The sequence below is a fragment of the Streptomyces sp. NPDC055287 genome (genome assembly GCF_053646035.1).
The window spans coordinates 86,139-111,413 of sequence record NZ_JBSHNE010000015.1; the positions used below are offsets into that span (position 1 = coordinate 86,139).

The 25,275-nt window shown below is 68.2% G+C and carries 21 protein-coding genes and 4 pseudogenes; 14 read left to right on the plus strand and 11 right to left on the minus strand.

Features of this window, described 5'->3' with window-relative positions; genetic code table 11:
• Position 1 precedes the first annotated feature (1 nt).
• From ACWIHY_RS23510 to ACWIHY_RS23525, 4 genes and pseudogenes are all read left to right on the plus strand, one after another.
• Positions 2-2,791 carry a bifunctional glycosyltransferase/CDP-glycerol:glycerophosphate glycerophosphotransferase gene (locus ACWIHY_RS23510; RefSeq protein ID WP_454377630.1) on the plus strand — a complete coding sequence of 930 codons (2,790 nt, stop codon included), beginning with the start codon at positions 2-4 and terminating at the stop codon, positions 2,789-2,791.
• Positions 2,788-3,954, plus strand: a complete 1,167-nt coding sequence (locus ACWIHY_RS23515) for a glycosyltransferase (RefSeq protein ID WP_454377632.1) — start codon at positions 2,788-2,790, stop codon at positions 3,952-3,954. Before ACWIHY_RS23510 ends, ACWIHY_RS23515 begins: the two co-directional genes overlap by 4 nt.
• Before the next feature lie 93 nt (positions 3,955-4,047).
• Entirely contained in the window at positions 4,048-5,694 is a 1,647-nt protein-coding gene (locus ACWIHY_RS23520) for a glycosyltransferase family 2 protein (RefSeq protein ID WP_454377633.1), read from the plus strand.
• Between the two features lie 79 nt (positions 5,695-5,773).
• Positions 5,774-6,324, plus strand: a pseudogene (locus tag ACWIHY_RS23525) (DDE-type integrase/transposase/recombinase); the annotation flags it as partial.
• 60 nt (positions 6,325-6,384) lie between these two features.
• Here the strand turns inward: ACWIHY_RS23525 and ACWIHY_RS23530 are convergent.
• The 7 genes from ACWIHY_RS23530 to ACWIHY_RS23560 form a co-directional block, all read right to left on the minus strand.
• A complete protein-coding gene (locus tag ACWIHY_RS23530; RefSeq protein WP_326615786.1) occupies positions 6,385-6,513 on the minus strand; it encodes an LPFR motif small protein in 129 nt (42 codons plus the stop codon).
• A gap of 444 nt (positions 6,514-6,957) precedes the next feature.
• Entirely contained in the window at positions 6,958-7,452 is a 495-nt protein-coding gene (locus tag ACWIHY_RS23535; RefSeq protein WP_454377634.1) for an Asp23/Gls24 family envelope stress response protein, read from the minus strand.
• 92 nt (positions 7,453-7,544) lie between these two features.
• Positions 7,545-7,859, minus strand: coding sequence for a hypothetical protein (locus tag ACWIHY_RS23540; RefSeq protein ID WP_454377635.1), 315 nt, complete (start codon positions 7,857-7,859; stop codon positions 7,545-7,547).
• Positions 7,860-7,873: 14 nt separating this feature from the next.
• Positions 7,874-8,290: an Asp23/Gls24 family envelope stress response protein gene (locus tag ACWIHY_RS23545; RefSeq protein WP_454377636.1), complete on the minus strand. Its 417-nt coding sequence runs from the start codon at positions 8,288-8,290 to the stop codon at positions 7,874-7,876.
• Positions 8,291-8,352: 62 nt separating this feature from the next.
• Entirely contained in the window at positions 8,353-8,910 is a 558-nt protein-coding gene (locus ACWIHY_RS23550) for a hypothetical protein (RefSeq protein ID WP_454377637.1), read from the minus strand.
• On the minus strand, positions 8,901-9,491 hold the full coding sequence (locus ACWIHY_RS23555; protein ID WP_454377638.1) for an RNA polymerase sigma factor: 591 nt from the start codon (positions 9,489-9,491) through the stop codon (positions 8,901-8,903). Before ACWIHY_RS23555 ends, ACWIHY_RS23550 begins: the two co-directional genes overlap by 10 nt.
• 444 nt (positions 9,492-9,935) lie before the next feature.
• A complete protein-coding gene (locus ACWIHY_RS23560; protein WP_454377639.1) occupies positions 9,936-11,456 on the minus strand; it encodes a SpoIIE family protein phosphatase in 1,521 nt (506 codons plus the stop codon).
• A gap of 211 nt (positions 11,457-11,667) precedes the next feature.
• Between ACWIHY_RS23560 and ACWIHY_RS23565 the strand changes: the two genes are divergently transcribed.
• The gene (locus tag ACWIHY_RS23565) at positions 11,668-12,099 is read left to right on the plus strand and encodes a YybH family protein (protein WP_454377640.1); all 432 of its coding nucleotides are present in this window, start codon (positions 11,668-11,670) and stop codon (positions 12,097-12,099) included.
• Between the two features lie 173 nt (positions 12,100-12,272).
• Here ACWIHY_RS23565 and ACWIHY_RS23570 read toward each other — a convergent pair whose 3' ends face one another.
• Complete coding sequence (locus ACWIHY_RS23570) at positions 12,273-12,716, minus strand: hypothetical protein (protein WP_454377641.1); 444 nt, start codon at positions 12,714-12,716, stop codon at positions 12,273-12,275.
• Between the two features lie 664 nt (positions 12,717-13,380).
• Here ACWIHY_RS23570 and ACWIHY_RS23575 point away from each other — a divergent pair.
• The 4 genes from ACWIHY_RS23575 to ACWIHY_RS23590 all read left to right on the plus strand — a co-directional run bounded on the left by ACWIHY_RS23575 (position 13,381) and on the right by ACWIHY_RS23590 (position 17,517).
• Positions 13,381-13,512: a hypothetical protein gene (locus ACWIHY_RS23575; protein WP_454377642.1), complete on the plus strand. Its 132-nt coding sequence runs from the start codon at positions 13,381-13,383 to the stop codon at positions 13,510-13,512.
• An 85-nt stretch (positions 13,513-13,597) separates the two neighbouring features.
• The gene (locus ACWIHY_RS23580) at positions 13,598-13,990 is read left to right on the plus strand and encodes an STAS domain-containing protein (protein ID WP_454377643.1); all 393 of its coding nucleotides are present in this window, start codon (positions 13,598-13,600) and stop codon (positions 13,988-13,990) included.
• Positions 13,991-14,856: 866 nt separating this feature from the next.
• On the plus strand, positions 14,857-15,390 hold the full coding sequence (gene cpt, locus ACWIHY_RS23585) for a chloramphenicol phosphotransferase CPT (RefSeq protein WP_454377644.1): 534 nt from the start codon (positions 14,857-14,859) through the stop codon (positions 15,388-15,390).
• 717 nt (positions 15,391-16,107) lie between these two features.
• Complete coding sequence (locus ACWIHY_RS23590) at positions 16,108-17,517, plus strand: FG-GAP and VCBS repeat-containing protein (RefSeq protein ID WP_454377645.1); 1,410 nt, start codon at positions 16,108-16,110, stop codon at positions 17,515-17,517.
• Between the two features lie 19 nt (positions 17,518-17,536).
• Here the strand turns inward: ACWIHY_RS23590 and ACWIHY_RS23595 are convergent.
• A pseudogene (locus tag ACWIHY_RS23595) lies at positions 17,537-18,080 on the minus strand (IS5 family transposase); the annotation flags it as partial.
• Positions 18,081-18,669: 589 nt separating this feature from the next.
• Here ACWIHY_RS23595 and ACWIHY_RS23600 point away from each other — a divergent pair.
• The 4 genes from ACWIHY_RS23600 to ACWIHY_RS23615 all read left to right on the plus strand — a co-directional run bounded on the left by ACWIHY_RS23600 (position 18,670) and on the right by ACWIHY_RS23615 (position 22,950).
• Positions 18,670-19,218, plus strand: a complete 549-nt coding sequence (locus ACWIHY_RS23600; protein WP_454377646.1) for a GNAT family N-acetyltransferase — start codon at positions 18,670-18,672, stop codon at positions 19,216-19,218.
• A gap of 517 nt (positions 19,219-19,735) precedes the next feature.
• The gene (locus ACWIHY_RS23605) at positions 19,736-20,977 is read left to right on the plus strand and encodes a sensor histidine kinase (protein ID WP_454377647.1); all 1,242 of its coding nucleotides are present in this window, start codon (positions 19,736-19,738) and stop codon (positions 20,975-20,977) included.
• Positions 20,974-21,675, plus strand: coding sequence for a response regulator (locus ACWIHY_RS23610; RefSeq protein ID WP_454377648.1), 702 nt, complete (start codon positions 20,974-20,976; stop codon positions 21,673-21,675). Before ACWIHY_RS23605 ends, ACWIHY_RS23610 begins: the two co-directional genes overlap by 4 nt.
• Before the next feature lie 102 nt (positions 21,676-21,777).
• A complete protein-coding gene (locus ACWIHY_RS23615; protein WP_454377649.1) occupies positions 21,778-22,950 on the plus strand; it encodes a serine hydrolase domain-containing protein in 1,173 nt (390 codons plus the stop codon).
• Between the two features lie 74 nt (positions 22,951-23,024).
• On the opposite strand, the pseudogene ACWIHY_RS23620 reads toward ACWIHY_RS23615, so the two are convergent.
• Positions 23,025-23,147 (minus strand): annotated as a pseudogene (locus ACWIHY_RS23620) (spermidine/putrescine ABC transporter substrate-binding protein); the annotation flags it as partial.
• Between the two features lie 239 nt (positions 23,148-23,386).
• Positions 23,387-23,617 carry a hypothetical protein gene (locus ACWIHY_RS23625; protein ID WP_454377650.1) on the minus strand — a complete coding sequence of 77 codons (231 nt, stop codon included), beginning with the start codon at positions 23,615-23,617 and terminating at the stop codon, positions 23,387-23,389.
• Between the two features lie 191 nt (positions 23,618-23,808).
• Here ACWIHY_RS23625 and ACWIHY_RS23630 point away from each other — a divergent pair.
• Positions 23,809-24,748: pseudogene (locus ACWIHY_RS23630) on the plus strand (TerC family protein); the annotation flags it as partial.
• Positions 24,749-25,275 lie beyond the last annotated feature (527 nt).

Sequence of the window (25,275 nt, forward strand, 5' to 3'; positions counted from 1 at the left end):
TGTGCCGGATGTATCCGTCGTCGTCATTGTCTACAACGACGCTGAGCGCCTGACCAAGGCGGTACGGTCGGTGCTCAGCCAGTCGCTCCGTGATCTGGAAGTGATCATTGCGGACGACTGTTCGACCGACTCCACGCCAGCCGCTGCGCGGGAGCTCCAGATAGCGGATCCGCGGGTCCGCTACCTTCGGCTGGAAACGAACAGTGGCGGATGCAGTGCGCCACGCAATGCGGGTATGGCGGCAGTACGTGCACCGTACGTGATGTTCCTCGACAGCGACGACGAACTGCCCCGGCATGCCTGTAAGTCGTTGCTGCTCGTCGCGGAGCGAACCGGAGTCGACTTCGTCACCGGGGAGGTCACCAGGTTCTTCGAGGAGACCAGGACCAAGAGGCTGTGGTACCCGGAACTCTTCGACGAGGTCAGGGTTGTCGAGGGCATTCGCCAGGCACCGGAGTACTTCCACGACCATCTCTCCACCAACAAGCTCTACCGGGCCGACTTCCTCGCCTCCCATGATCTGCGTTTTCCGGCGGGCATCCACTATGAGGACCAGCTGTTCACGGCCCAGGCCTTCACCCTGGCCCGCCGCTTCGCCGTCGTCCCCTGGCCCGTCTACACCTGGCGGCTCTCGGCTGATCCGGCCGGCCTGTCCATCTCCTCCAGCCGGCACAAGCTCGAAAACGCTGCGGACCGGATCGCCGTGGCCCGGCGCATCGACAGCTTCCTCATGGAGAGCGGCAACGCCGATCTGCGCCCATTCAAGGATGCGAAGTTTCTCCGTCACGATCTGCGCCTCTATCTAGGAGATCTTCCCTTCCGGCAGAGGGAGTGGACCGAACAGTTCGCCGAGCTGTTGACGCCCTACCTCAACGAGGTCACTGACGAGGCGATCAGCGCGGTCTGCCGGGAACAACGCATCTGCCAGTATCTGCTGTGCTCCGGGCGCCTCGACGAGGCGATCGAGTGTTCCAGGAGTCTCGGCCGCCCGAGGATCGCCCCCCGAAGGGTGGCCAGAGAAGCCGGGCGGATGTACTGGGGGCGCTCGGCCCCCGCTGACCACACACACGACCGCGACCACGAGTTGGACATCGGTGAGTGGCACCTGGACGAGCAGCCCTTCACGGCCGCACCCGTCCGGCACGAGGTGCACAGCCTGAAGCCGGCGGGCCGCGTATTGCGCCTCACGCTGCGCACGTACGACCCGGCGCGACTGCTCTGCGGCCCCGAGAAGGTGACCGCGCAGCTTTGGCTCTCCGCAGGGGACGAACCGCTGAAGATCCCCTTTGAGTACGTACTCGCCGGAGGGGGGCGGGATGTGTACACCGCCTTCATCGAGCTCGACCTGCGGCGTGTCCCTCTGACTGCCAAGGGATTCAAAGGGCGCCGCCATCCCACGGTGGTCCTTGAACGGCTGGGGACGAAGCGCAACGACGTCGTGCTCGCGCCTGGTGACCTGCCCCCGTTGCGCGCACACCTGCCGTCGCACGGCATGCTCGCCGGGCACGATGTTCGAGTGACGTGCGAAGGCAGGGGGGCAGGGCGGCTGGAATTCACCTGGATGCGCTCCCGCGCTCTCGCCCACGCGGAGACGATGGCACCGCACCTTTGGCCCGTACGCAAAAGAGTCCGGCAGGTGCAGCGCCGTTTTGCAGGCGCACGGGCCAAAGCCCTCATCTACCAGGAGCTGCTCAAGCTGCCGACGGACAACCAGCTGATTGTCTTCGAAGCCCTTGAAGGCCGCGGCTATGCCGACAGCCCGCGCTACATCCACGAGGAACTGGTCCGGCGCGGATCGCCGCTGCGCGCCGTCTGGTCGTACTCGGGCGACCGCTCGGCCTTCCCCGACGGGGTGCGCCTGGTCAAGCGTGGCAGTTGGGAGTACGTCCGCACTCTGGCGCGCGCCCGCTACTGGGTGGACTCGCACGGCTTCCCCTCCATCTACCCCAAGCGGCCCGGAACCCGCTATCTCCAGACCTGGCACGGGCAGGCGATCAAGCACATGGGATTCGATCTGCCCGCGCTGCGCTTCGGCAGCCCCGAGCGGCAACAGAAGCACCGCGACATGATCTCGCGCTGGGACGCACTCATCTCGCCCAGCGAGGAATTCGAGCGCACCTTCGTCAGGGCGAACGAATTCGCCGGTGAGCTGCTGGCATGCGGCCTCCCCCGCAACGACGCGCTGGTCCGCTCCAACGAGCCCGAGCAGCGCGAACGGGCCCGGGCCGCGCGAGCCGGACTGCAGATCCCTGAGGGACGCAGAATGCTCCTCTACGCGCCCACCTTCCGGGACGGGAACAGCACGGGTGGTTCGATCCGGGTGGACCTGGCCGAACTGGTCGAGAAGACGAGCCACGAGTGGGTCGTCGTGGTACGCCCGCACTACTACGAACGCTTCACCGTCCCCCGCGAACTGGGACACGCGGTGCGCGACGGCCGTGGGTTCTCCGACATCAACGACCTGCTGCTCGCCTCGGACGCGCTGCTCACCGACTACTCGTCCGTGATGTTCGACTACGCGAACCTCGGACGCCCGATCCTGCTCTTCACCGACGACTACGAGGAGTACAGCACGAGTGCTCGTGGGACCTACTACAACCTGTCTGAAATCGCCCCCGGCCCGATGCTGACCACCACCGGAGACCTCGCGAAAGCGATGGGCGACCTGGACCGGGTGCAGATGGAGTGGGCCGACCCGTACGCCCGCTTCCAGGCCACGTTCAACTCCCACGAGACCGGACGGGCCAGTGAAACCGTCGTCGACCTGTTCTTCGAAGGAAGCAACAGATGAGTTCCCGGACGCACACCACCAGACACCGGCGCAACCTCTTCCTGCTCGGCATCGATGTCGACTCGATGGGAGGATCACAGCGTGTACTGCACACCCTCGCCCAAGGTTTCGCGGAGCGCGGGCACCACGTCGACCTGATCGGTATCAGACCAAGCCCCGAGCCGCACGAGTACCACCGCGCGCCGGCCTACCGGCACACCACTCTCTACTCCAGTCCACCTGCTCCTGCCTGGCACGCCAAGCGCCTCAGCGAGCGGCTCCATCCCACGCGAATGCGCGCAGCGCGAACTGCCCGGGCCGAGCGAGACCGGGCCAGGGCGAAGCTGATGCAGCGCTTCAACGCCGTGGACGACGGTTACGTCATCATCGGCTCCCCCTGGGCGGTGGACTGGCTCTCACCCATCAAGTGGCCACACCTGAAGGGCATCGGGCAGTACCACGAGTCGTTTGCCCAAGCCCGAGGATCAGCCCACTTGAATCTGATCCGCCGACACTACCCACGCCTGGAGAAGTCGGTATTCCTCAGTGACGGCGACGCCGCGGCCTTCCAGCGCGACCGGCTGCCCAACGCCACCGTCATGCCCAACCCACTGCCTTTCCGGCCGCTTGGACCGGCACCGCTGGACACTCGGCGCGTCGGCGCGGTCGGCCGACTGACAGCGGTCAAACGACTGGACCGACTCATCGACGCCTTCGCGCTCGCGTTCGCCGACCTGCCGGACTGGCAACTGCACCTCATCGGCGACGGGCCGCAGGAGTCCGCCCTCCGTGAACAGGCGGCCCGCCTCGGGATCGGAGGCCGAGTGCACTTCCGGGGGAGCAAGTCGGACATCGAGGGCGTCTACCGGGAACTGTCCGTGGTCGCCCTTACCAGCGAGCGTGAGGGACGGCCGATGGCACTGTCGGAGGCAGCCGCATGCGGTGTGCCGTGCGTGAGCTTCGATCTGTCCGCAGGCGTGAGAGAGCTCATCGACGACGGACGCACGGGCACTCTGGTGCGGCCCGGAGACACTGCGGCATTCGCCCATGCACTGCGGCAACTCGCTGAAGATACGGACCTGCGCCGACGCTACGGCCTTGCCGCCCGGTGCCACGTCTCTCCTCTCGAGCTGCCCGCCGTGCTGGACCGCTGGGAGGACTTGTTCAACGAGATCGACCGCTGACAAAACATGGCAACCGCGCCGTAAGCCCGCACTGGGCACCGGCAGGTCTGAGGAAGAGCTGAAACCGCGGTCACTGAAACGGATCCATCGCACATGGGAGCAGGAAACCACCACCGCCAGCCCACGGGCCAAGTCGGCGTCATCGTGATCGGCTACAACGACGCGCGGCACATCGCGCAAGCGGTGCTGTCCGCACTGCGGCAGGGCCCGTCCGTCGCCGAGGTCCTCGTAATCGATGACGCCTCCACCGATGACACCGCCGTAGTGGTTGCGGAAATCGCCCGTCGCCACCCCCGCGTCCGAGTCGTGCGCCGTGCCGTCAACAGCGGCGGCTGCGGCACTCCCCGTAACGACGGTCTGCGGGAAGCCGCCGCCCCCTACGTGATGTTCCTGGACAGCGACGACGAGCTCCCGCCCGGCGCCATCGACGCCCTGCTCACCGCCGCAGTCCGTCACCGGGCCCCCGTCGTCGCGGGCGCCTGCCTACGCCGCGAGCTGCCCGAAAGGCGCGACACTCCCTGGCAGCACGAGCTGTACCGCCGCGCGGCGGTCATCGAGTCCCCCGCTGCGTTGCCACGCCTGGTGCGCGACACGCTGTGCGTCAACAAGCTCTACTCCCGTGTGTTCCTGTCCCAGAACGGCGTCAGCTTCCCGGAAGGCGCTTTCCACTACGAGGACTTCGTGTTCACCGCGCGGCTGCTCGCCGCTTCGCCACGCGTCGCACTGATTCCCGACACCGTCTACCTGTGGCACGTTCGCCGCGCAGCCGCACACCTGTCCATCTCACTGGCCCGTAGCAGTGTCGACAACTGGCTCAGCAGACTGCGGGCACACCGCAGTGCGGTCGAGGTCTTCGAACAGGCCGGCCAGAAACACATGGCCCACGCCGCCCGAGTGAAGTTCCTGGACCACGACCTACGGATGTACGTTCGGGAGTTGGGCACCCATGACCACGATCACCGTGCCGAGTGGTGGCGGCATACCCGCGAGCACCTGAAATCCTTCACCGAGTCGGACCTGCGCGCCGCCGGCGCTCCAGCCCGCTGGCTCGCCCGGGTCGTCACCGGCACAGACCGCCCGCGCGACCTGGCGCGACTCGTCGCACTCGGCGACCACCCGGCCCGGTTGCTCCCGCCGTACGCGCGCGTGGACGGCCGTCCGGTCTGGGCGGCGGAGCTACCCGAGATCGTGCTGGACAGGATCGAGAGCGAGCCGCTGAACCGACTACCGGTCAGCATCGACGCCGAGCCGCACATCCGGGCGCGGCCAGGGCACCTGCGCATCAAGGTGCACGAGCTGTACGGGCGACTGGCCGCCGCAGACCCCAAGTCCCTGGACGTCGAGCTACGGCGCCGTAGCGACGGGCATGTCGGCCTGACCCGCAGCACCCTGCTGAACGCCCAACAGGGACCGGAAGGCTCGTCCTGGACCGCCGAAATCCTCCTGAACGGCCTGGACATGCTGGCGGGCCGCCAGGCCTACAAACTCGACGTGTGGGACGTATGGGCCAGGGTGCGCTGCGCCGATGGCTCTTCGCTCTACACCAGTGTCCGTGCTACCGGGTCCGGACTGCGGCGTTCTGTCGTCCCGGACCGGCGACACGGTGTCATGCTGATTCAGCCATACGCAACGGCCGGCGGCTCGCTCGCCTTGCGGGTCGCACCCGGCCCCGCGGCTGCGGCAGTCCTGGTCACGCGCAGGCTACGCCGACTGATGATCAGGGCCTTGCCACAGAGGTGACCGGCTCACAGCCGTGCCAGGCCGCTGAGAAAGTACACGCGCACGGGGTTAGGCATTGACGTGCGGTTGATCCGCAGGAGTGGACATCGAATTTCATGCGCTCGGCAATATCCCCGACGGCGGCGGCTGGCGCACAGTCGGCAGGACGGTCGGCGATCACAACCGCCAGGCCACCACCGGGCAGCGCAAAGGCTGCAAGCCCATCATCGGCTACAGCTACAGCTACAGCTACAGCTACAGCTACAGCTACATCCACTCCGCCGTCGACGACCACTCCCGCCTGGCCTACAGCGAGGTCCTGACCGACGAGCGCAAGGAGACCGCCGCCGCGTTCTGGCAGCGTGCCCACGCTTTCTTCGCCCACCACGGCATCACTGTCGAACGCGTGCTGACCGACGAGGCTCCTGCTGCAAGTCCTTCCGCTGGCGCGACACACGCACCAAGGTCGGCATCACGCACAAACGCATGCGGCCCTGCCGCCCGCAACGAACGCGGCCCTGCACCAGCAACACCGAGCGGACCGAAGCCCTGGCAGACTTCCTCACCTACAACCACCACCGCTGCCACACCGCACTCGCAGGCCAGCCACCCATCAGCCGTGTGAACAACTCATCAGGTCAATACAGCTAGGGCGTACCCACGAGCTCAGCCGGGCGTTTGAGGAGCGCGGCGCGTCGTGCGCGATGCCTGTCAGTGGTGTCCGTGAGCGGAGCTCGAGGCACCGCCGAACAGCCGGGCCACGGCCCGGAATGGCAGGGTGACGACGGTAGCGATAGCCCCGCCGATGGACCGAAGAACATCTGCGATTGCCCTCAACACGGTGGACCTCCGCCCTTCTCCGACGCAGTGCGCCGGACCTTGCTGCCGCTGCTCGGCCGATCACTGGGCAGGTGCCCGGTGGCCAGCCGACGAAACAGAGTCCATGGCTGACTGAGCACCGTCGTCATCTCCATGGTCATGGTCGTCACCGTAGCGAGCACGCCGCGGCGAAGATCACCGCAGTCCCGCAGGCAAGGGTGCGCGGCATCATGAGCGGCCCACGATCACGCCCCCGCAGAGTCACGAGCTGTACCGAAAGGTTCCTCTCCGCCGAGGGCACGGTCGCCGATCGGCCAGGGGCCCCGGCGGGCTGTGGACCAGCGGGCCTCGTCGTCCATCGGCTGGGAGGGGCCGTTCCATCTGACGGCCGGGAAGCTGAGATCGCGGGCGATCTTCTGGGTGAGAGCCCAGCGCACGAAGTGTCGTGTCTCCCGGGTGCGGGGGCTACTGGATGCGGTCGCTGCTGCTCTTGTCGTCGCCGTCATTGTCGTTACCGGGGATGTGTACGTCATTGACGTTGATGTTGACCTCGACGATTTCCAGGCCGGTCATCTGCTCTACAGTGTCGATGACGTTGTTGCGCACGGCTGCGGACAGCTGAGGTATGGAAACGCCGTACTCGACCAGCATCTCGAGGTCCACGGCCGCCTGCTTCTGACCGACCTCGACGGAGACACCTTGCCCGGCGCTCGCCGAGGCTCCGGGGATCCGCCCCTTGATCGCGCCGAATGCCCGCCTCGCTTCGCCGCCCAGCTCGTATACGCCGGGCACCTCGCGGGCGGCGAGCCCGGCGATCTTCTGGACGACGACATCGGCGATGGTCGTGGAGCCCTTCGCGGGGGCTGGTGCAGCTGCCGGGGTACTGGCGGTGCTCTCGTCCGCGTCACCGGCGGCGAACGTGGAGTGCTTTGCAATTTTCGTGGTGGCCGGGTTCGTCATGGTGCTCTCCTCGGTTCCTGGTTCTGGGCGGGGCGGTTTTCGCGCTCGTCACACCAGAAGGACCCCGCGGTGGGGGAGAACGTCACGGCTCTTCAGGCACCGGTGTCACTTTCGTGAACGCGAGGGATGAGGGCGGCGGCGTCGATGTCGGTGACGACCAGGCGCAGCGGCGTGTCCTTCCATCGGCTCTCCCTCAGAGCCGCACGTAGGGCGGCCTCGGCGTCGCGGAGAGCCGGCGGAAGGGGGAGGTCGAGAGCGACAAGGTGGATTTCGATGAGTTCGTCGTCCAGGGCTATGGCCAGGGTGTCGATGTTCCAGGGCACGCGTGAGCCGATGCGGGTGGTGGAGGGGGTCGCTGGACGCAGGCCTGGAAGCGTGTCCAAGGCGGCCAGGAGGGTGCGGGTCATCTCCGCTCTCGCTGTCACCGGGTTCCGGCTCCCCGTAGGTCGATGTCCGTGATCGACACCACAACGATGGGCGGGGTGATGCCCGTGGCCTTGGCGACCGCTCGCGTGACCTCGCGCTGAACGGCCTGGGCCACGGCCGCGGCCTGGTCTTGCCCGGAGGTGACCAGGCCGACGGACACGCACCGGGTGGATGGCATGGCTGGGTCGGCCGTGACTCTTACGCCCTCGGTCGGGGCCGGTGTGAGGCCGTTGATCTTCTGGCGTGCCGAACGAGCCGCCTGGGAGGAGAGGCCGGTCACGCCGGGTTCGAGTCGCACAACGCCTGCGACCCCGGCAGCGGCACGGGCGGCGATCGCGGCGATCACCGGCTCGGCGATGACCCACTGGGAGCGGGGAACCCCGGCCTTCTTGTCCGGCACGGTCCTTCTCATAGCGAGCACCATGTCCTTGTGCTCCGGCTTTCTCCACCGTCTGATGCCCCATCCCAGGGGCATCAGACGTCGTAGAGGTCCTCCACGGTCAGGTCCACATGCACCGGGGATATCCCGACTCGAGCCGCGGCGGCTGCCCGGACCCGCTTGCGCACCTCGTCGACGGAGTCGGCGGCAAAGCGGCGGTAGCTGACCGCGAGGGTCATCGCCACCTCCACCGCACCGTCCGCCTCAGTGGCGGCAACCCTGCAATGCCGCGCGCGCACACCGTCGACGGTGTCGGCGGCGAACCGCAGCACCGCTGTGACCGCTTGTACGCTGATCCGCACCCCGCCCGGCTCGGGGGTGGGCAGCGCGAGCATGCTGTGACGGTGTACCTCCGCCCGGACCGCGGACATGATCCGGCCGGTCAAGCCCAGCGCAGGCCCGATATCCTCCGAGGCCAATTTCCCGGTCACCTCCCGTAGCACCGCCAGACTCTCCCGAGCGGCACAGCAGTGCTCGCAGGCGAGGCCATGGGCATCAACGGGTCCGGTGTCACCCCGATCGAGCCGCTCCCACACCATCTCGATCTCGCGGCCGCAAGGAAGCGTGTAGCCCTGAGCGTCGTTCATTTCCATGGAGCCATCACCTGCGCCAACTGCGCTCGAGCGCGCGCTATACGTCCGCGGACCGCGGTGCGGGTCGTGCCCATCGCCATCGCGATCTCCTCATAAGAGCGCCCGTGAACCTCCCGCAGCAGCCAGCAGGCCCGCTGCTCGGGCGTCAGCCGCTGCAGAGCCGCCGCGAGCGCGATCAGCTGCTCATTGACCTGTGCCGCCCGCTCAGGCGATCCCGCCGCATCGACTGATACGCGACGGTCCGGGTCCGCAGCCGCAACCGGTCTGCGCGCCCGGATAGTGTTCAGGCACCGGTTGGTCGTCGTCCGGTAAAGCCAGCCCAGGATCGCGGCGTTTTCCCGGAGCTGCCCCAGCCGCCGCCATGCGGTGAGGAACACCTCCTGCACCACGTCCTCGGCATCGCTGGGGCTGGAGAGCATACGCAGAGCCAAGCGGTACAGCGGCCCCTGATAACGGCGCACCAGCACTTCGAAAGCTCTCAGGTCTCCGTCGCGGACACGGGCGACCAAGGTAGCGTCGTCCAGCACCACCTCCTGCGAGGGGGCGGCGAACTGTGAGCCGATGCCGACAGGCGATGTCACCTGCAACAGCTTCCTGAGTCAGGCATGCTCTCGGGCCCTTCTCTCGGACCTCGTGGAACACCTCGGCCGAACTGGGGTGCCGGGCCAGTAGAAAGACACAACGGCGGAGCGATCGTCACGGCACAACAAGTATCCGCCGCAGGTGGGTCCCGTGCCTCGGTAGATCGTGCTCGCGCCGGTAGGCCGGGCGCGAGAACCCCAGAGAGTCGACGTAATCAGCATTCTCTCTTTCCACGGGCCGGATCCGTCGGCATGGGATGACCCGACTCGGCACCTGCGCCAACCCAGACGCTACTCAAAGACGCCGCGGCGGCCCCGCCGAACGTGGGCAAGCGTCGACGCCCGCCAAGCCGCTGACGCGGGACCGCCCACCGCCAGGCGCTGCTCGCGCCCTCAGCCCTTTTCCGCCTTGGCGCTCGGCCGCCCACGACCCTGGAAGCAAGATCATGCCTGAGGGAGCTGTCCGGATGCCCGGCAGGCAGTGGCCCGTGCGATGAGCAGGGCTACGTCGTCGTGGTCTCCCGGGTGGCGCAGGGTGTGCAGGAGCAGGTCGCAGGTCTCGTCCAGCGAGCGAAGGGGGTCGTCGAGGGCGTCGAGGAGAGCTTGAAGTCGTGTGTCGATGGGCTGGTCGCGGGTCTCGACCAGGCCGTCGGTGTAGAGGACGAGCTGGGTGCCTGGCTCGATGTCGAGGCATGTGGTGCGGAAGGTGACGCCGCAGCCGCCCAGCGGCGCGCCGGTCGGCAGGTCGAGAAGCTCGCGCGCGCCGTCCGGATGAAGGAGGACGGGCGGCAGGTGCCCTGCGACGGAGAGGTGGCACTGCCCAGTGCGGGGGTCGTAGACGGCATAGACGCAGGTCGCGATCGTTTCGCCCAGGCCGTCGGTGACGTGGTCGAGGTGGTGCAGAACCTGCGCCGGGTCGAGGTCGAGATCGGCCAGCGTCCGGGTGGCGGTCCGCAGCTGGCCCATGGTGGCGGCTGCTGCGACCCCGCTGCCCATGACGTCACCGACGACGAGGGCGGTCTTGTCGTCGCTCAGGGGTATGACGTCGAACCAGTCGCCTCCGATCTCCATGGTGGCCTGAGCGGGGCGGTAGCGGGTGGCGACTTCCAGGCCTGGGCGCCGCGGTGGCGGATGGGGCAGCAGACTGCGCTGGAGGGTCAGCGCGGTGTGTCGCTGTTCTTCGACGGCGCGGTGCCGCTCGGTGACGTCCACGCTGGAGGTGGCCACTCCCAGCACTTTCCCGTTGGGGGCTTCGAGCCGGTAGAACGAGACCGACCAGGCGTGATCATTGTCCATGTCAGCCGGGGTGCGGCCAGCGGTGTACTGGTCCAAGACCGGAATGCCGGTGGCCAACACCTCGCGCATCGCCTCTTCGAAGGACTCGTCCAAGAAGGGCAGCACCTCATGGACGTGGCGGCCAATATGGTCGGCGGCCGGCACGCCGTTCATCCGCTCCTCCGCCGGGTTGACCGAGACGTAGCGAAGGTCGGTGTCCAGCACACCCAGGCCAATCGGTGACTGGGACACCAGCCGGGCGGACAGTGCCAGGTCCCGTTCGACCTCCCGTAGCGTCGCCTGGTCGGTGGCCAGGCCCAGGGCCCAGTACTCCCGCTGGTCGTCCAGCAGCCGCATGTTGCGGAACTCCACCAGCCGTGTGCTGCCGTCCTTGTGCCGGACGGGGAAGACACCGGCCCAGCTGCCGCCGCCTTCCATGACTTCGGCGAACATGTTCACCACGGGCTCCCGGTGCTCCTCACGGACCAGCAAGCGGCCGGCGAACTGGCCGAGGGCCTCCTCGGCGCTGTAGCCGAACAGGTCCTCGGCCTGCGGGCTCCAAAGGTCGATCCTGCCCTCGGCATCGAGGAGAACGGCCGCTACCCCCAACACATCGAGCAGGCCGCCCGGACCCGAGGCAGGAAAGCCCGCCGCGCCGCGATCACTGCGGAAGGATTCGGTTGCACCCATATCCCAGGCCCTCCTTCCGGCCGCCACGGCTTGTGGGCACTGGTGCCGGGCCAAGGACGGGGTGCACCGGCGTGGTATCCCTGGCCTCTCCATCGTCCTCCTTCCTCAAGGCCTCCCGCGCGCTGTCAGCGGTGATGTGTGTTTCGATGCAGAGGGAGCCGCTCTTTCCGCGAAAGCCCGGAGCATGGTGCCAATGAGACGGTGAGTCGATATGCCCGATGGTCCCGATGGCGTAGAGCAGGTTCGGACCTTGATCGAGCAGTGGGCTGCGGCCGTGCACAGGGGTGATCTGAACGGTGTCCTGGCCGATCACTCCGACGACATCGTGATGTTCGATGTGCCGCCACCGTATGAGGGTGTCCGCGGTATCGATGCCTATCGCGAGACGTGGCCGCCATTCTTCGAGTGGCAGGCCAAGGGCGCATCCTTCGAGATCGTGTCCCTTGATGTCACCATCGGTGAAGAGGTCGCCTACGCCCACGCCTTGCTGCGCTGCGGCACTGAGCAGGAGCTCGCGGATCAACCGGAAAACCGACTACGGCTTACCGTAGGGCTGCGCAAGGAGCGCGGGCGATGGGTGGTCGCCCATGAGCACCACTCGTTCCCCGACACTACTGGCGGGGAGGAGCATCCGACCACGTAGCGTCGGCTCCGCCCATGGGCTCGCCGCCACCCACGCCATCCCCAACACCCTGGTGATGTTGTGGCATCGGACGCCTCTTCGCCTTCCGCCGGCCCAGAAATGTGCGCAGCCCTGAACCCAACCCTTTGAATGGGTGTGCAGGTCACTGCATATGGTCGTCTGTGACTATCGGGTCAGTCGATACTGTTTACGTTGCCCGCCGCCGGATCGCCGTCTCCCAGGGCGACCCACCAGTGCCCGTCGTCGTGGACGAGAAGGAGTTCCTGCTTCTTGCCCGTCTTCTCGTACACCAGGTCCACCTGGTTGAAGTAGTCCACCACGCCTCCTGCAACCGCGGCTTCCACGTGGCCTTGCGCGCCCCGGGCGTACTCTCGGACGTACTCGCGTGCTTCTGCGTCCGGCCGGTCGTAGTCCGGGCCGGCGAGTTTTGCCAGTCCTTCGGCGTCCTTGGCCTTGAGCCGCTGAACGTACACCTGTATGAGCGTGTCGACGTCCTCTGCGGTCTCCGCGACGTCTGGGTACTCGGAGTTCTCGGCCTTCACCGTGACGTCGACCGACGGAGAGTCGGCCAGAGCGTAGGGCAGCGGGAACCAGGTGATCCAGGTGCGGGCTGCCACAGCGGCCACCACGAGTACTGCTCCGCAGATCAGTGCGGAACGCTTGTGTGCCAGGACCATTTGCTACCACCCAGGCTTGACTCGGACGACCGAGTAGGCGGTGCCCCGGTTGCGGCCGGTCAGGTACTCGCCGATTGGCTTGTTGAGTCTGTTCTTGACGTGCGCGGAGACCTAGGCCTCGGCCGTTCTTGATCTTCGTGACCGCTGCGGCATGGCCCCAGACTCGTTCGTTTCTCAGTCGAAGAGGACGATGACGCCGAGCTTAGCCCGCGCGCTGGTTCTGGCCGAGTCGGCGGCCGTTGCTGTGCTCCAGGAAGAACCAGTTCTCGTAGTTCGCGACTGACCAAGTGTGGGGCCACGTCTTGGTCCCGCTGCCGTGAGCGCCGTAGTGATACTTGCGCCACCAGTTGTGCTGCGACCGCTTGTCCTTGGGGCAGGCCCGTCTGCCGCCCCTTGCACCCGGCCCGTTCGGGTGACTTCCACGACTGCGTCCCTCAAGAAGAGAAGCGAAGGGCGATCGCAGGGAGTGCATCGTGCCGGAGGAAGCCGCACCGCCAGGCCGAATGACCTGAGCCGCGAAGAAGGCGGTCGATTCCCGGACGCGGGCTCTGTGGGCCAGGGGTGACGACTCAACCCACTGGGCGGTGGTGATACGTGGGACGCCGTGGTCATCGAACCGATCGGCCTCGGCCTGGACGCCCTGGACCACATGGGCGCCGACTCGAGCTTGGGCTACTCGGTGCTCGCCGATCACATCAGAGACCGGCTCTATGTCATGGTGCCGCTGAGGGCTTAGGGTGCTCGGTTCGGTGGCAGGATGAAGAGTCGGGCCGCACGGGAGCAGCCCGTTTCCAGGGTGGCAACTGTGAGGGGACGCCAAAGTGTTCGCAGGCGGGGCGAGGCTGGTGGTCGCGCCGGCGGTTGTGGAGAAGGCGGGGGCAGTACTGCCGTTGTCCGGTGAGCTGGACATGGACGGAGAGGCGCTGCTGACCAACGCGGTCGAGAACCTGCTCAGCATGGGAACGCGCCAGGTCATCCTGGACTGCTCCAGGCTCACCTTCTGCGACTCCCGGGGCTTCAATGCCCTGCTGGCGGCCCGCCAGCAGGTTCAGGACGCCGGCGGGGATCTGGCCCTGGCCGGCGCAACCGACCGCGTGCAGGATCTGCTGTTCCTGGTCGGCGGCGATCTGATCTTCACAACGGCGCTCACCGTCGACGAGGCCCGCAGTGTGCTCACTCGGGCCGCCGTCCGACACCATCCGCTTGCCGACTGACAGGCGGTTCACCCCCGCCCCCTACCGCATCCAGCCATGCCCCGGCCCAGGGTGGGTAACACGGTACGACAACCATCGCAGACGGTCACATATTCGTACGGGGAAAGGATCCGTGACCGGCCACCAGTGCACCCTCGAACTGCCAGCGCCACGTCCGCACCTGCCCGCGCCTGACAGGCGACCGGGTCGGCCACTTCCCTGCGCCGGCCAGCCCCCAGTAGATACTCGCCGGGATTTTTCCACCGGAGACGAGGCGTATCTCGACGCTCCCGATCGTCGATGTCAAGCGTCACTACGATCCAACCAACCTTTTCCGAGCATCGGTTCCACTGGTACCGCGACTGCACACCCCTGATCAGCGCTACCCACGATCCCCGTGTACCACTGCCTGCCGACCAGAACAGCGCCCAGGAGCCCGGATGGAGCGCCCGCACTGGCACCCATCCGCGTCGGCAGTCTGTAGCTGTCGCCGCTGGATCTAGGAGCGGGAGCGGATGCCGTACTCGTAAGGCGCGTTGTTCCGCTTGATGGTGGTCCCCTTCAGGCCGTGCTCGCGGGCCAGCGCACCCGAGCTGGCCAAGCCGCCTCGAACGCCGACCGCCGGGCCTTGAGAAGGGTGGAGTCGAGGGGCAGATCGGCTACTTCTCCGCCACCACTTCACCTCGGTGCCGGAGGGCTACTCGCTGGCGGACTTGCACGAACTGGTCGCGGCCGGACCAACCGTTACTCGGTTCGGTCGGCGGCCGGGGCGATCGCGGGAATCAGTTCATGGACGGCCGTGACATCCCATACGCGGAGAAGTCTGCAGAGCTGCGCCTGGCCAAAAGTGTTTTCGTGCCGTGTGGGGAGCGCCCTACTGTGGCGCAGTGACGACTCAGATGATCATTCTCAATGGTGGTTCCAGTTCGGGGAAGTCCGGGATCGTACGGTGTCTGCAGGCTGTACTGCCGGATCCGTGGCTGGCGTTCGGGTGCGACTCGTTCGTCGATGCGATGCCTGCGAAGATGCAGGCCTCGGACGAGGGAATCGTCTTCGCGGCCGATGGCGAAGTGAGCGTCGGGGCGGAGTTCAGGGCACTGGAGGCGGCCTGGACGGATGGTGTTGTGGCTATGGCCCGTGCAGGCGCCAGGGTCATCATCGATGACGTCTTCCTCGGCGGAGCGGCCTCCCAACAGCGGTGGCAGAAGGCTCTGGGGGGACTGGGCGTGTTGTGGGTGGGCGTCAGATGTGACGCTGCGGTCGCCGCAGGCCGTGAAGTCGCACGAGGAGATCGCGTCCAGGGGATGGCTGCGTCGCAGGCTGACGTGGTGCACGAGGGGGTGTTCTATGACTTGCAGGTGGACACGACGCAGACCGAGTCCCTGGTATGCGCGCGGACCATCGCTGCCCACGTCAGCTGATCGCCGGATCGCTCCTATCGGCTGCCGGCCGACAGTGGCGGGCCGTTCAAGCTGCGGCGGCGCTTGGGCGGCCTCCCCTGGCGGGGGCACCGTCAGGGCGTGTGGGGCGCCGACCCTGCTCCAGCGCGGCGAGCGCTGGTACGAGATCGGTGGCGATGCCCCAGACCGGTGTCGCGCGCCCGCTATCCCGAAGCGGTCGGCCGCCACAGCGGTGACATCGAGTGGAGCGGGGTGAGGAAGCGGGCCTCGAGGCCGACGGTGTAACGGGCCCTGGGACACCGGGCGGACAGCGGCGCAGGCCTCAGTGAGGGCGGTGGTGGTAGTGCACGAGCCACTCGTCCAGGAGGTCCTGGCGCGAGCACCAAGAACTCCCTCGCGAAGCCGCGAGGCGGTTGCAGATCACGGCCGAGGACCTGCGACTGAGTCTCCTCCGGAAACTGATAAGTACCCTGGGAACGAGGCCTGTTCGGTGTCAGCGAGACGGACACACAGCAGCTCCGAAAGCTGACCTCCACCAAGCTCAGACACGGCAGCGCTCGGCTGAACGTCTCGCGCAGACGGTGACATGTCAGCGACCGAGGTTCAGTGAGACACACAAGGCTCGATGAGACACGACAGCTGACCTGGTCTTTACCGTTTCGCAATCTTGATCGTGGCTCTGCTGTGACGGGTGGCAGGTCAGACTCTCCTGACAGCGCCCCTGCGTCAGGAGCTCACGTGGTTGCACCCCGGTTCGCACTCGCCCTGCTGGGCTGCACAGCCCTGCTGCTCACCGGTTGCGCGGGCAAGGGCGGGTACCGGGAGGGGCCAGCGGGCGATACGGGGGAGAGCCGCCCGGCCCCGCGGGATCGCGACGGTCGCAGCGAGTCCGGCATCGGCGACTTCGACAAGGATGGTTACGACGACTTCGTCACCGCCGTAACAAGCCGCGCCTCCGGCGGGTCATGGGCCTGGCACGTCATCGTCGTCCCGGGCTCGAAGAGCGGACTGGACGCGGCCCGCGCCACGCGTTACAGCGATGTCTACAGCGGCCCGCTGCTCCGCGGCGACCTCGACGGCGACGGATTCACGGACCTGGTTGCCACCCGTGAACCCGCGCGACCGGGCCGGAAGGCCGAGCCGGGCGCCACCTACCGGGCGGTGGTCATGTTCGGCGGTATGAACGGCCTCGGCAAACCGGTGACCGTGGCCGCCCAGCGCCAGTTCCTCGCGATGGCCGTGGCCGATGTCAACGGCGACGGGGCCCTCGACCTGATCGACCGCGGCAAGGGGGCGCAGGAGAAGGATCCCTCCCGGATACCAGGGCGGATTGCATACGGCCCGTTCGGCCGGGACGGCGTCCCGGCCCGGCTGGCGGGGCAGGACTGGAAGGCCGCTGGAGGCGGGTCCACCGCCGGTGACTTCGACGGCGACGGCTTCCACGACCTGCTCTTCACCGGCACCCCGCCGTATTCGGACGACGGGCCGACGACCTCCGTCCCGGCAGCCGCCTACTTCCGCGGCAGCCCTGACGGCCCCGTCCCGGCGGCCCTGTCCAAGGGCCTGGACAACCGCGTCGAGGACGGAGTCCTGACGCCGCGGGCCGGCGACGTGGACGGCGACGGCATCACCGACCTCCTCGTCGGAGGAGGGGGCATTTCGTCCCCGGCCGACGGCCTCGACACGGGGCAGCTCACCATCGTCTACGGCGCCGAGGGCGGACCCGGTACGGGCCGCCGCAACACGGTGTACACCCAGGAGACCCCGGGCATCCCCGGCGATTCGCAGGGCAAGGACAAGTTCGGTGCCGTCTCCGGCACCGGCGACGTGACCGGCGACGGACATCCGGACTTGGTGGTCAACACCCCGGGCGAGGACAAGGCGGGCCGCTTCACGCTGCTGCCCGGCGCAACCGACGGCTCCGGCCCCGACCCGTCCCGGGCCACCGCCTTCGACGCGACGACGTACAGCTCGGAATCGATCAGCGCCACCCTGCCGCCGCTGGATATCAACGGCGACAGGCATGCGGACGTGGTGGCCGAGACGCCGGGCGGCCTCCTGCTCTTCCCAGGAGGCGAAGCAGACTTCCCCGCCGGGGACCCGAAGCTCACCAGAGCCGCGAAGGTGGGGATGGACGTGCAGGACTAGGGCCTGTGTGATCTCGTGATCAGTCGGCGACCTGCAGGAGGTCGTCGATGCAGATCATTGCGGCGCGGAGGTGGAGGCCGGTGAGGTAGCTCTCGGGCACCTTGTCGTAGCGGGTGGAGATTCTCCGCCAGGCCTTCAGCTTGTTGATCGGGCGTTCGACGGTGTCCCGTCCCTTGTAGAGATCGGCGTCGTGGCTGACGGGCCGGCCGCCTCGTGCGCCTTTCCCCTTTCGGTTCGCGGCCTGGTCTCTCTTCTCCGGGATGACCGCCTTGATGCTTGCGTTTGCTCAGGTAGGAGCGGTTGCCGCAGGACGAGTGGGCCTTGTCTGCGGCGACCGCGTCGGGCCGGGTGCGGGGCCGGCCGACGGGCAGACGGACCCGCACCTTCCCCAGTACGGGGATGAATTGAGGACTGTCCGCGGCCTGCCCGGCGGTCAGGACGAACGCAAGCGGGCGGCATCGCCGGTCCGCGGCCAGATGAATCCTGCTGGTCTGCCCGCCGCGGGAACTGCCGAGCAGGGCTTCCTTGCGGCGGAGCTTGCGTCTGCGCCGGACACGCCGTCGTACGGCAGTCCACTCTCGTCGATCAGCTGCTTGAGCTGGTGGTTCGCCGGGTGCTCAGTCATGGGGGCCTGCCCTCGTACACCCGACATACGGCTGCGCGTGCTCTGCACGGTACCCGCCAACTCCCGTGCCAGGTTCACTGATTGGGCAAGCCCAATGACGTTCTGTCAATCGGGGACGGCCGCAAGGAAGGGGTTCGCGATGAGGGAACCCGTCCATAAACTGGCGGACAACGTCGGGGCCCGCGCGGCTCTCGGCCAGGCGCGGGCCCGGTGACGCTGGTGATGCTTGGCGGTCAGTCCTCGAACCGGCCCTGGCCGGAAGACTCCTGCGGCTTCTCATCGAAGCGCGCCGTACCACTGGGCACGGCGGTGATCTCCGCCCGGCGAACACGGACTTCCACACACGCGTCGGTGTCAGGGATGTTGATGTGCTCGGTAGGTCTGCGCAGCCCGAGCCGGGGGAGTGGCAGTGGGTGTGAGCAGGCGGGGGGCTGCTGGGTGCGGGGCGAGGACTACTCCCGATCAGGACCTCCGCGGAGGCCGTAAAGCGGTGGACAGCACTCTCATGCTGGGCGAGCATCTCCGCGATGAACAATGAACTTCTCCCCATCGCCAAACGCGTCCGCTTTGTCGAGCTGAACGCAAAGGCGCTGCGGGCGCTTGCCTACGGTGACCTCGCTGGCGGCAGCGCCGAGGCCGGAGTCGCCCTTGACGAACACTTCGTCTGCGACCGGGCCCGCTGGATCTTCGGCCATCGCGCTGACCAGCTCGCCGAGGACCCGTCTGCCGCGCCCTGGATCACGCGGGCTGCAGTGTCCGAACCGGACGGGGCCGTCGTCGGCGACGCAGGGTTCCACGGGCCACCGGACGAGGCCGGCATGGTCGAGGTCGGCTACACCGTCGTGCCCGAGTACCGCCGTCAGGGCTATGCCCGCGCGATGCTGACGGCGCTGCTCACCAGGGCCGCCGCCGAACCCGGTGTCAGGACCGTGCGGGCCACTATCGGATCCGACAACGATGCCTCCCTGGCCACCATCGCGGGCTTCGGGTTCACGCGCGTCGGCGAGCGGGGGAACGAACGCGCCGGGATCGCGATCGTCTTCGAGGTCCCGGCAGACGCGATTCAGGCCGAGTAGATGTACGGCCTCGGCGGAGATGGTGATTGTCCCGGCCCCGCCGCATCCAGCAGCACCTCCGCATCCACCCGCGCAGTCCCGCCCCTCGTGCCGGGGGCGGTGACTGCGCCACTGCCAGCAGGACAGCAACGCCTGCTCCACCAGCCCATATCGGGCCGCGATCCGGCACAGGAACGAAGAAGCCGTCTCCCAAGCAAGGGGAGGCACTCGGAACACTGCGGAGATCATCCCTCCAGCGTTCCCGGAAGCCGCAGGATGTGGGGACCGTTCACCGTTTTCGGCGTCTCGGAGGACTTCAAGGCCGCCGGTAGTCGTGGTCGGGGCGGGTGGGCCGGCCAGGGAGCGAAGGGTTTGAACGGCTTGGGCTGTACGGGGTGGCTGAGCTGCCCAGGCTGGGAACTCGGGCCGCCCTCGGCCCCTGACCGGGCGCTGAGGACCGTACCGGCCTGCACTCGCCCCTGGCAGCCGGGTAGCCCCTCGGCGACGCGCCTCTCAACTCCTCCTGCATGATGGCGCGATGAACACCGACCCAGCCTCCTGGCTGCGTGGCACTGGCCCCCGGGCGGCCGACGTGGGCATCGCCCTGCTGGTGCAGGGGGCCATGTCCATGCCCTGGGTGCTCCCGCGCGACCCCGGCCTGCCGGCAGCGTCCCCGGCGGCGTACCTGCTCATGACGCTGACCGTGCTGCCCCTGGTGTGGCGCCGGCGGGCTCCGGCCGGTGTGCTGCTGGCCGTCTTGGTGGCGCAATGCCTGTACGGGCTCGCTGTCGACGGGCCCGGGCAGACCCTGCCGTACAACGGTCTGCTCGCCCTCTACACCGTCGCGGCCCTGTCGCCTTCGCCGCGACGGCAGCTGGCCGGCGTCCTGGTGACCGCGGTGATCTTCCCGTCGGTCGCGCTGAACACGGGCGAGGCGCGGGAGCTGATGTTCTCGCTCACCGTCTTCGCCGCCTCGTACGCCATGGGCCGCCTGACCCACACCCGGCAGGCGTACACCGCCGCCGTGGAGGACCGTGCGCGGCAGCTGGAGCGGGCCAACCGGATCGAGGCCGAGCAGGCGGGGGCCCGCGAACGGGCCCGTATCGCACGGGAGATGCACGACATCCTGTCGCACGCCGTCAGCATCATGATCGTTCAGGCGGAGGCAGGACCGATCGCCGTTCGCAGCGCGCCCGAGCGGGCGGAGGCCGCGTTCGACTCGATCTCCGAAACGGGGCGGGACGCGATGGTGCAGCTGCGCCGGATGCTGGGCCTGCTGCGCGACGGGGCCGGGGGTGAGGGGACGACGGAGGACGGCACAACCGCCGCACCCGGCGCACCCGGCGCACCCGGCGCACCGCGTGAGCCGCAGCCCGACCTCGGCGCGCTGCCCACCCTCGTGCACCGGGTCTCGCTGAGCGGCCCGAAGGTGTTGTACGAGACGAGCGGCCGGCCGCGCCCGCTCCCCCTCGACACGGAGACGACCGTGTACCGGGTCGTCCAGGAGGCCCTCACCAACGTCGTCAGACACGCGGACGCCCGTACGGCGACCGTGCTGCTGGCGTACGGCGAGGAGCAGCTGACCGTCATGGTCACCGACGACGGCCGGGGGCCGGCGGGCGGCCCCCCGGCGGGCGCCAGTCACGGACTGACCGGCGTGCAGGAGCGGGCGAGTGCGCACGGCGGAACGGCCCGCAGCGGACCGGGCCCCGGCGGCCGGGGCTTCGAGGTCCGCCTCACCCTCCCCCTAGTAACCTCCGTGCAGGGGGTACGCAGTTGACGATCCGTGTGGTGGTGGCCGACGACCAGGAGCTGGTCCGCAGCGGCTTCGCGATGATCCTGGACGCGCAGCCCGGCATCGAGGTGGTCGCCGAGGCCGGCGACGGCGCGCAGGCGCTGGACGCGGTGCGCCAGCTCGCGCCCGACGTGGCGCTGCTCGACATCCGTATGCCGGTCATGGACGGCATCGACGCCTGCCGGGCCATCTGCGTCGAGAGCGACTGCCGGACGGTGATGCTGACGACCTTCGACGCCGACGAGCACGTCTACGAGGCGCTGCACGCGGGCGCGAGTGGCTTCCTGCTGAAGGACGTCCGCCGCGACGACCTGGTCCACGGGGTACGGGTGGTCGCGGCCGGGGAGTCGTTGCTCGCCCCGTCCGTCGCCCGCCGCCTGATCGCCGAGTACACGACGCGCCCCGCCGCCCCGCCGCGCGGGCCCTCGCCCCGCCTGGACGTCCTCACGGCGCGGGAGCGCGAGACACTGCTGCACCTGGGGCGGGGCCTGTCGAACGCGGAGATCGCCGCCTCGCTCGTCGTCAGCGCGCACACCGTGAAGACGCACGTCGGCAACGTCCTTTCCAAGCTGGACCTGCGCGACCGGGTCCAGGCGGTCATCTGCGCGTACGAGACGGGGCTGATCTCTCCCTCCCCGGAGGGAGACCTCGCGCACGACTCCCCCGTACAGGCGAGAAAGTAGACCCCGGGGAACCACTCGCTCCGGCGATCCGCAGCAGCCGGGCCCGCAACAGGATGGATTCCAGCAGCACTTACGGATTCCACGCCCTTCCGGAGGCCCACGATGAACCCCCGCACCCGCCTCGTCCTCGCCACCGCGCTGATCATCGGAGTCACGGCCGGCCCCGCCCCCGCCCTGGCTGCCGGCCGCGCACCAGTGACCGTCGCCGCGCCGACGGCCTACGACGCACCCGACGTCCGGGCGCTGCGGGCCGCGATCAGCGATCCCCGGGGGCGCGGGGCGACGGCCGCGCTCGCTCGGGTCGCCGGTACAGACGGCTCCTGGCGCGGCAGCTCCGGCGTGCACGACCTCGGACCGGGGCGCCCCGCCGACCCTCACGCCCGCTTCCGGGCCGGGTCGGTGACCAAGGTCTTCACCGCGGCCCTGGTGCTCCAGCTCGCCTCGGAGCGGAAGGTCGACCTCGACCGTTCCGCCCGCACCTACCTGCCGGAGCACATCCCGGCGCAGTACGGGGACGTCACCGTGCGCCAGCTGCTGAACCACACCAGCGGCCTACCGTCACCCATCTTCGAGGGGAAGACCGTGGAGGAGTGGTACGCGAACCGCTTCCGCGTCCACACGCCCGAGGCGATGATCGCCTCGGCGGTGGCACAGGACGCACTCTTCCCGGCCGGGGAGCGCCAGCACTACAGCAACATCGGTTACACCGTGGCCGGCCTGCTGATCGAGAAGGTCACCGGCCGTTCGTACGAGGAGGAGGTCACCCGGCGGATCATCCGGCCCCTCGGGCTGCGCGGCACCTCGCTGCCCGGCACCGACCCCCGCATCCACGGCCCGCACAACCGCGGCTATCAGACGATGAGGACGGCGGACGGCCGCACGGTGCTGCGCGATGTCAGCGTGTGGAGCCCCACCGACGGCTGGGCGGCCGGGGACATCATCTCGACCACCGCCGACCTGGAACGCTTCACGCACACGCTGTTCGGTGGGAAGGTGGTGCGCGGGCCGCTGCTGGAGGAGATGTTCACCCTGCCGCGCCTGGAAGAGGGGGAGGCGGCGTACAGCGTCGGGCTGACGTCGTGGAAGCTCGGCGGGCGGCAGGTGTGGGGCAAGACCGGTGGCCGCTGGGGCTACAACGCGGGTATCGGCGGCACCCGCGACCTCACCCGCACCCTGGTCTACAGCGTCAACTCGACCGACGCGAAGGGGCAGGACAGGAACGAGGTAGTGCTGGGTCTGGTACAGGCGGCCTTCGGCCCGGCGGACGCGAGCTGACCGGCCCGGGCGTGGCGCCGGGGCTGAACGGCAAGGGGCCCGGCGCCGGCTGAACGGCAGGCCCGGCGCCCGGCTCACAGGCCGTCGATGGAGTTCCACCTCTTGGCGAAGTCCACGCGCTCGTCGGACGTGATGTCCCGTACGATCGCCAGCCGTTCGCGCATCGCGCCGTCGGGGAAGAACAGCGGGTTCTTGGCGTGGTGATCGAACGCTCCATCGGCATCGCCTTGGCATCAGCCGGGCCCTCACCACGATGGCTGGTGCTGCCCTCTACGTTCTTCCCGGCCCCGGCATCCCCTGCTCGCAGTCGGCATAGCCTGCCTCGTCACCGGTGTGGCCATGCTCGGCAGTGACGCCACCCGCAGATGGAGGCAGTACCACGGGACCGCCTACCCCGGCGTGGGGGCAAATCGCCGCGCCGTGTCGCATCCCCGCTTCAGAAGGAACGGGGGGACATCAGCGTCTCCGTGCCGTCGATCACTGCCGTACAACGGGGCGTGCCGGGTCCGGGAGCGACACGGACGATCACAGGCAGCGGGGGATCTGTGGGTAGCTCCCCGGTAACCAGCTGGGGGCGGCTGCCCCGCAGCGGAACGTGACCGGTTTCCTTGCCGTCGACAAGCAGCTCGATCAGACCCGGATGGCCGCTGTGGATGTTCACGGTCACCGAGTGGCCCCTGGCATCGAGGTGAAAGTGTTGACTTCGCACCATCACTCGCCTCCTGAGGAACTACCGCCTCTCCCCACATCATGCCTCCGGCCGACCTCACCCGCTCCGCATGCTTCCGGGGGCGCAATGCCTCACACTCCTGTACAAGGGCCTGCTTTTTCGCGCAGGCCAAAGTGAGGGTGTTCGGCGTGCTTGAGGTTCCGCTCTGGCTGTGGGGGGCGTTCGCCGCGACGGTGGTCGTGTCGCTGGCGGTAGATCTGCTGTCCCATCGCACCGCGCACGTCATCCGCTTCAAGGAGGCAGCCGCCTGGAGCGGCCTGTGGGTGAGCCTCGCCCTGATCTTCGGAGGGGTCGTCTTCCTCGTCCTCGGCACCACCGCCGGCACCGAATACACGACGGCCTGGCTGCTGGAGAAGAGCCTGTCAGTCGACAATCTCTTCGTCTTCGCCGTGATCTTCGCCTACTTCAAGGTGCCGCGCGCCTACCAGCACCGGGTGCTGTTCTTCGGCGTCATCGGCGCGCTCGTCTTCCGCGGCATCTTCCTGTCCCTCGGCGTCGCCGTGGTCAGCCGCTTCACCGCCGTGCTGTTCGCCTTCGCAGCGGTCCTGTTCTACAGCACCTACAAGCTCCTCAAGGACGAGGAGGAAAGTTTCGACCCGGGCAAGAGCTTCGCCGTGCGCATGCTCCGCAAGATCATCCCGGTCCGGGACGAGTACGCCGGGGCGAAGTTCTTCGTCAGGGAGGCCGGCAAGCGGGTAGCGACCCCGTTGCTCGCGGTGGTCGCGGCTATCGAGGCCGCCGACCTGATCTTCGCCGTCGACAGCGTCCCCGCTGTCCTCGCGGTCAGCGACGACGCGTTCATCGTCTACACCAGCAACGCGTTCGCCATCCTTGGCCTGCGGGCGCTGTACTTCATGCTCGCGGGGCTCCTGGACCGCTTCCACTACCTGAGCAAGGGCTTGGCGATCATCCTCGCCTTCATCGGCGTCAAGCTCATCCTTCAGGCATCCCACAAGATCATCAGCCCCAGCATCCCGGAAATCCCCTCACCGATCAGCCTCGCAGTCATCGTCGTCGTCCTGACAGGCTCCGTGGTGCTCAGCCTCAGAAAGCCCGCCCCGACAGGCGTTCTGGAACAGACCGACGAACGCAGTGACGCCTCCGCGGCGACCGAACAGGTCGAGACGCGCAGCGCACCACCTGTGGCGGATGACCCTGAGTCGCGTCGGCTCCAAAGCCGACCTCTTCCCGATAGGGCGATTGGGGCATATCGTAAAGATATGGTCAAGATGAAGCGTGAGGTCGACGCCTACGTGTGTCCGACCTGCCAGCAGTCCGTACCGGCCGCAGTCCACCGCCACAAGACCCTCGGGGTCTTCGTTCCCGTGTGGGGCCCGGGCGCATGTCAAAACCGTGACTGTCCCGACTACCGGTTGGATCCCGCACGCACGCATCCTCCGGCCCGGTAGCGAGATCGACCGCGCGCCCCATGAGCCACCTGCGCCGAATGGAGCCACCTGGTGGTGATCGCCGGGACTGGCGCTGTGCACGAGACCGCCGCAGCGGCGTTGACCGTTGCCGGGAACGTGGGTGGAGTCGGCCGGGAGACGCACCGGGCCCTCTCCGCGGTCGAGTGACCTGGCTCGAGGGCCTCG

Coding starts and splice junctions, on each gene's coding strand:
- ACWIHY_RS23515 (WP_454377632.1), top strand. CDS start 2,788: ATGAGTTCCCGGACGCACACCACCAGACACCGGCGCAACCTCTTCCTG.
- ACWIHY_RS23520 (WP_454377633.1), top strand. CDS start 4,048: ATGGGAGCAGGAAACCACCACCGCCAGCCCACGGGCCAAGTCGGCGTC.
- ACWIHY_RS23535 (WP_454377634.1), bottom strand. CDS start 7,452: ATGACGAACCCGGCCACCACGAAAATTGCAAAGCACTCCACGTTCGCC.
- ACWIHY_RS23540 (WP_454377635.1), bottom strand. CDS start 7,859: ATGACCCGCACCCTCCTGGCCGCCTTGGACACGCTTCCAGGCCTGCGT.
- ACWIHY_RS23545 (WP_454377636.1), bottom strand. CDS start 8,290: ATGAGAAGGACCGTGCCGGACAAGAAGGCCGGGGTTCCCCGCTCCCAG.
- ACWIHY_RS23550 (WP_454377637.1), bottom strand. CDS start 8,910: ATGGAAATGAACGACGCTCAGGGCTACACGCTTCCTTGCGGCCGCGAG.
- ACWIHY_RS23560 (WP_454377639.1), bottom strand. CDS start 11,456: ATGGGTGCAACCGAATCCTTCCGCAGTGATCGCGGCGCGGCGGGCTTT.
- ACWIHY_RS23565 (WP_454377640.1), top strand. CDS start 11,668: ATGCCCGATGGTCCCGATGGCGTAGAGCAGGTTCGGACCTTGATCGAG.
- ACWIHY_RS23600 (WP_454377646.1), top strand. CDS start 18,670: ATGAACAATGAACTTCTCCCCATCGCCAAACGCGTCCGCTTTGTCGAG.
- ACWIHY_RS23605 (WP_454377647.1), top strand. CDS start 19,736: ATGAACACCGACCCAGCCTCCTGGCTGCGTGGCACTGGCCCCCGGGCG.
- ACWIHY_RS23615 (WP_454377649.1), top strand. CDS start 21,778: ATGAACCCCCGCACCCGCCTCGTCCTCGCCACCGCGCTGATCATCGGA.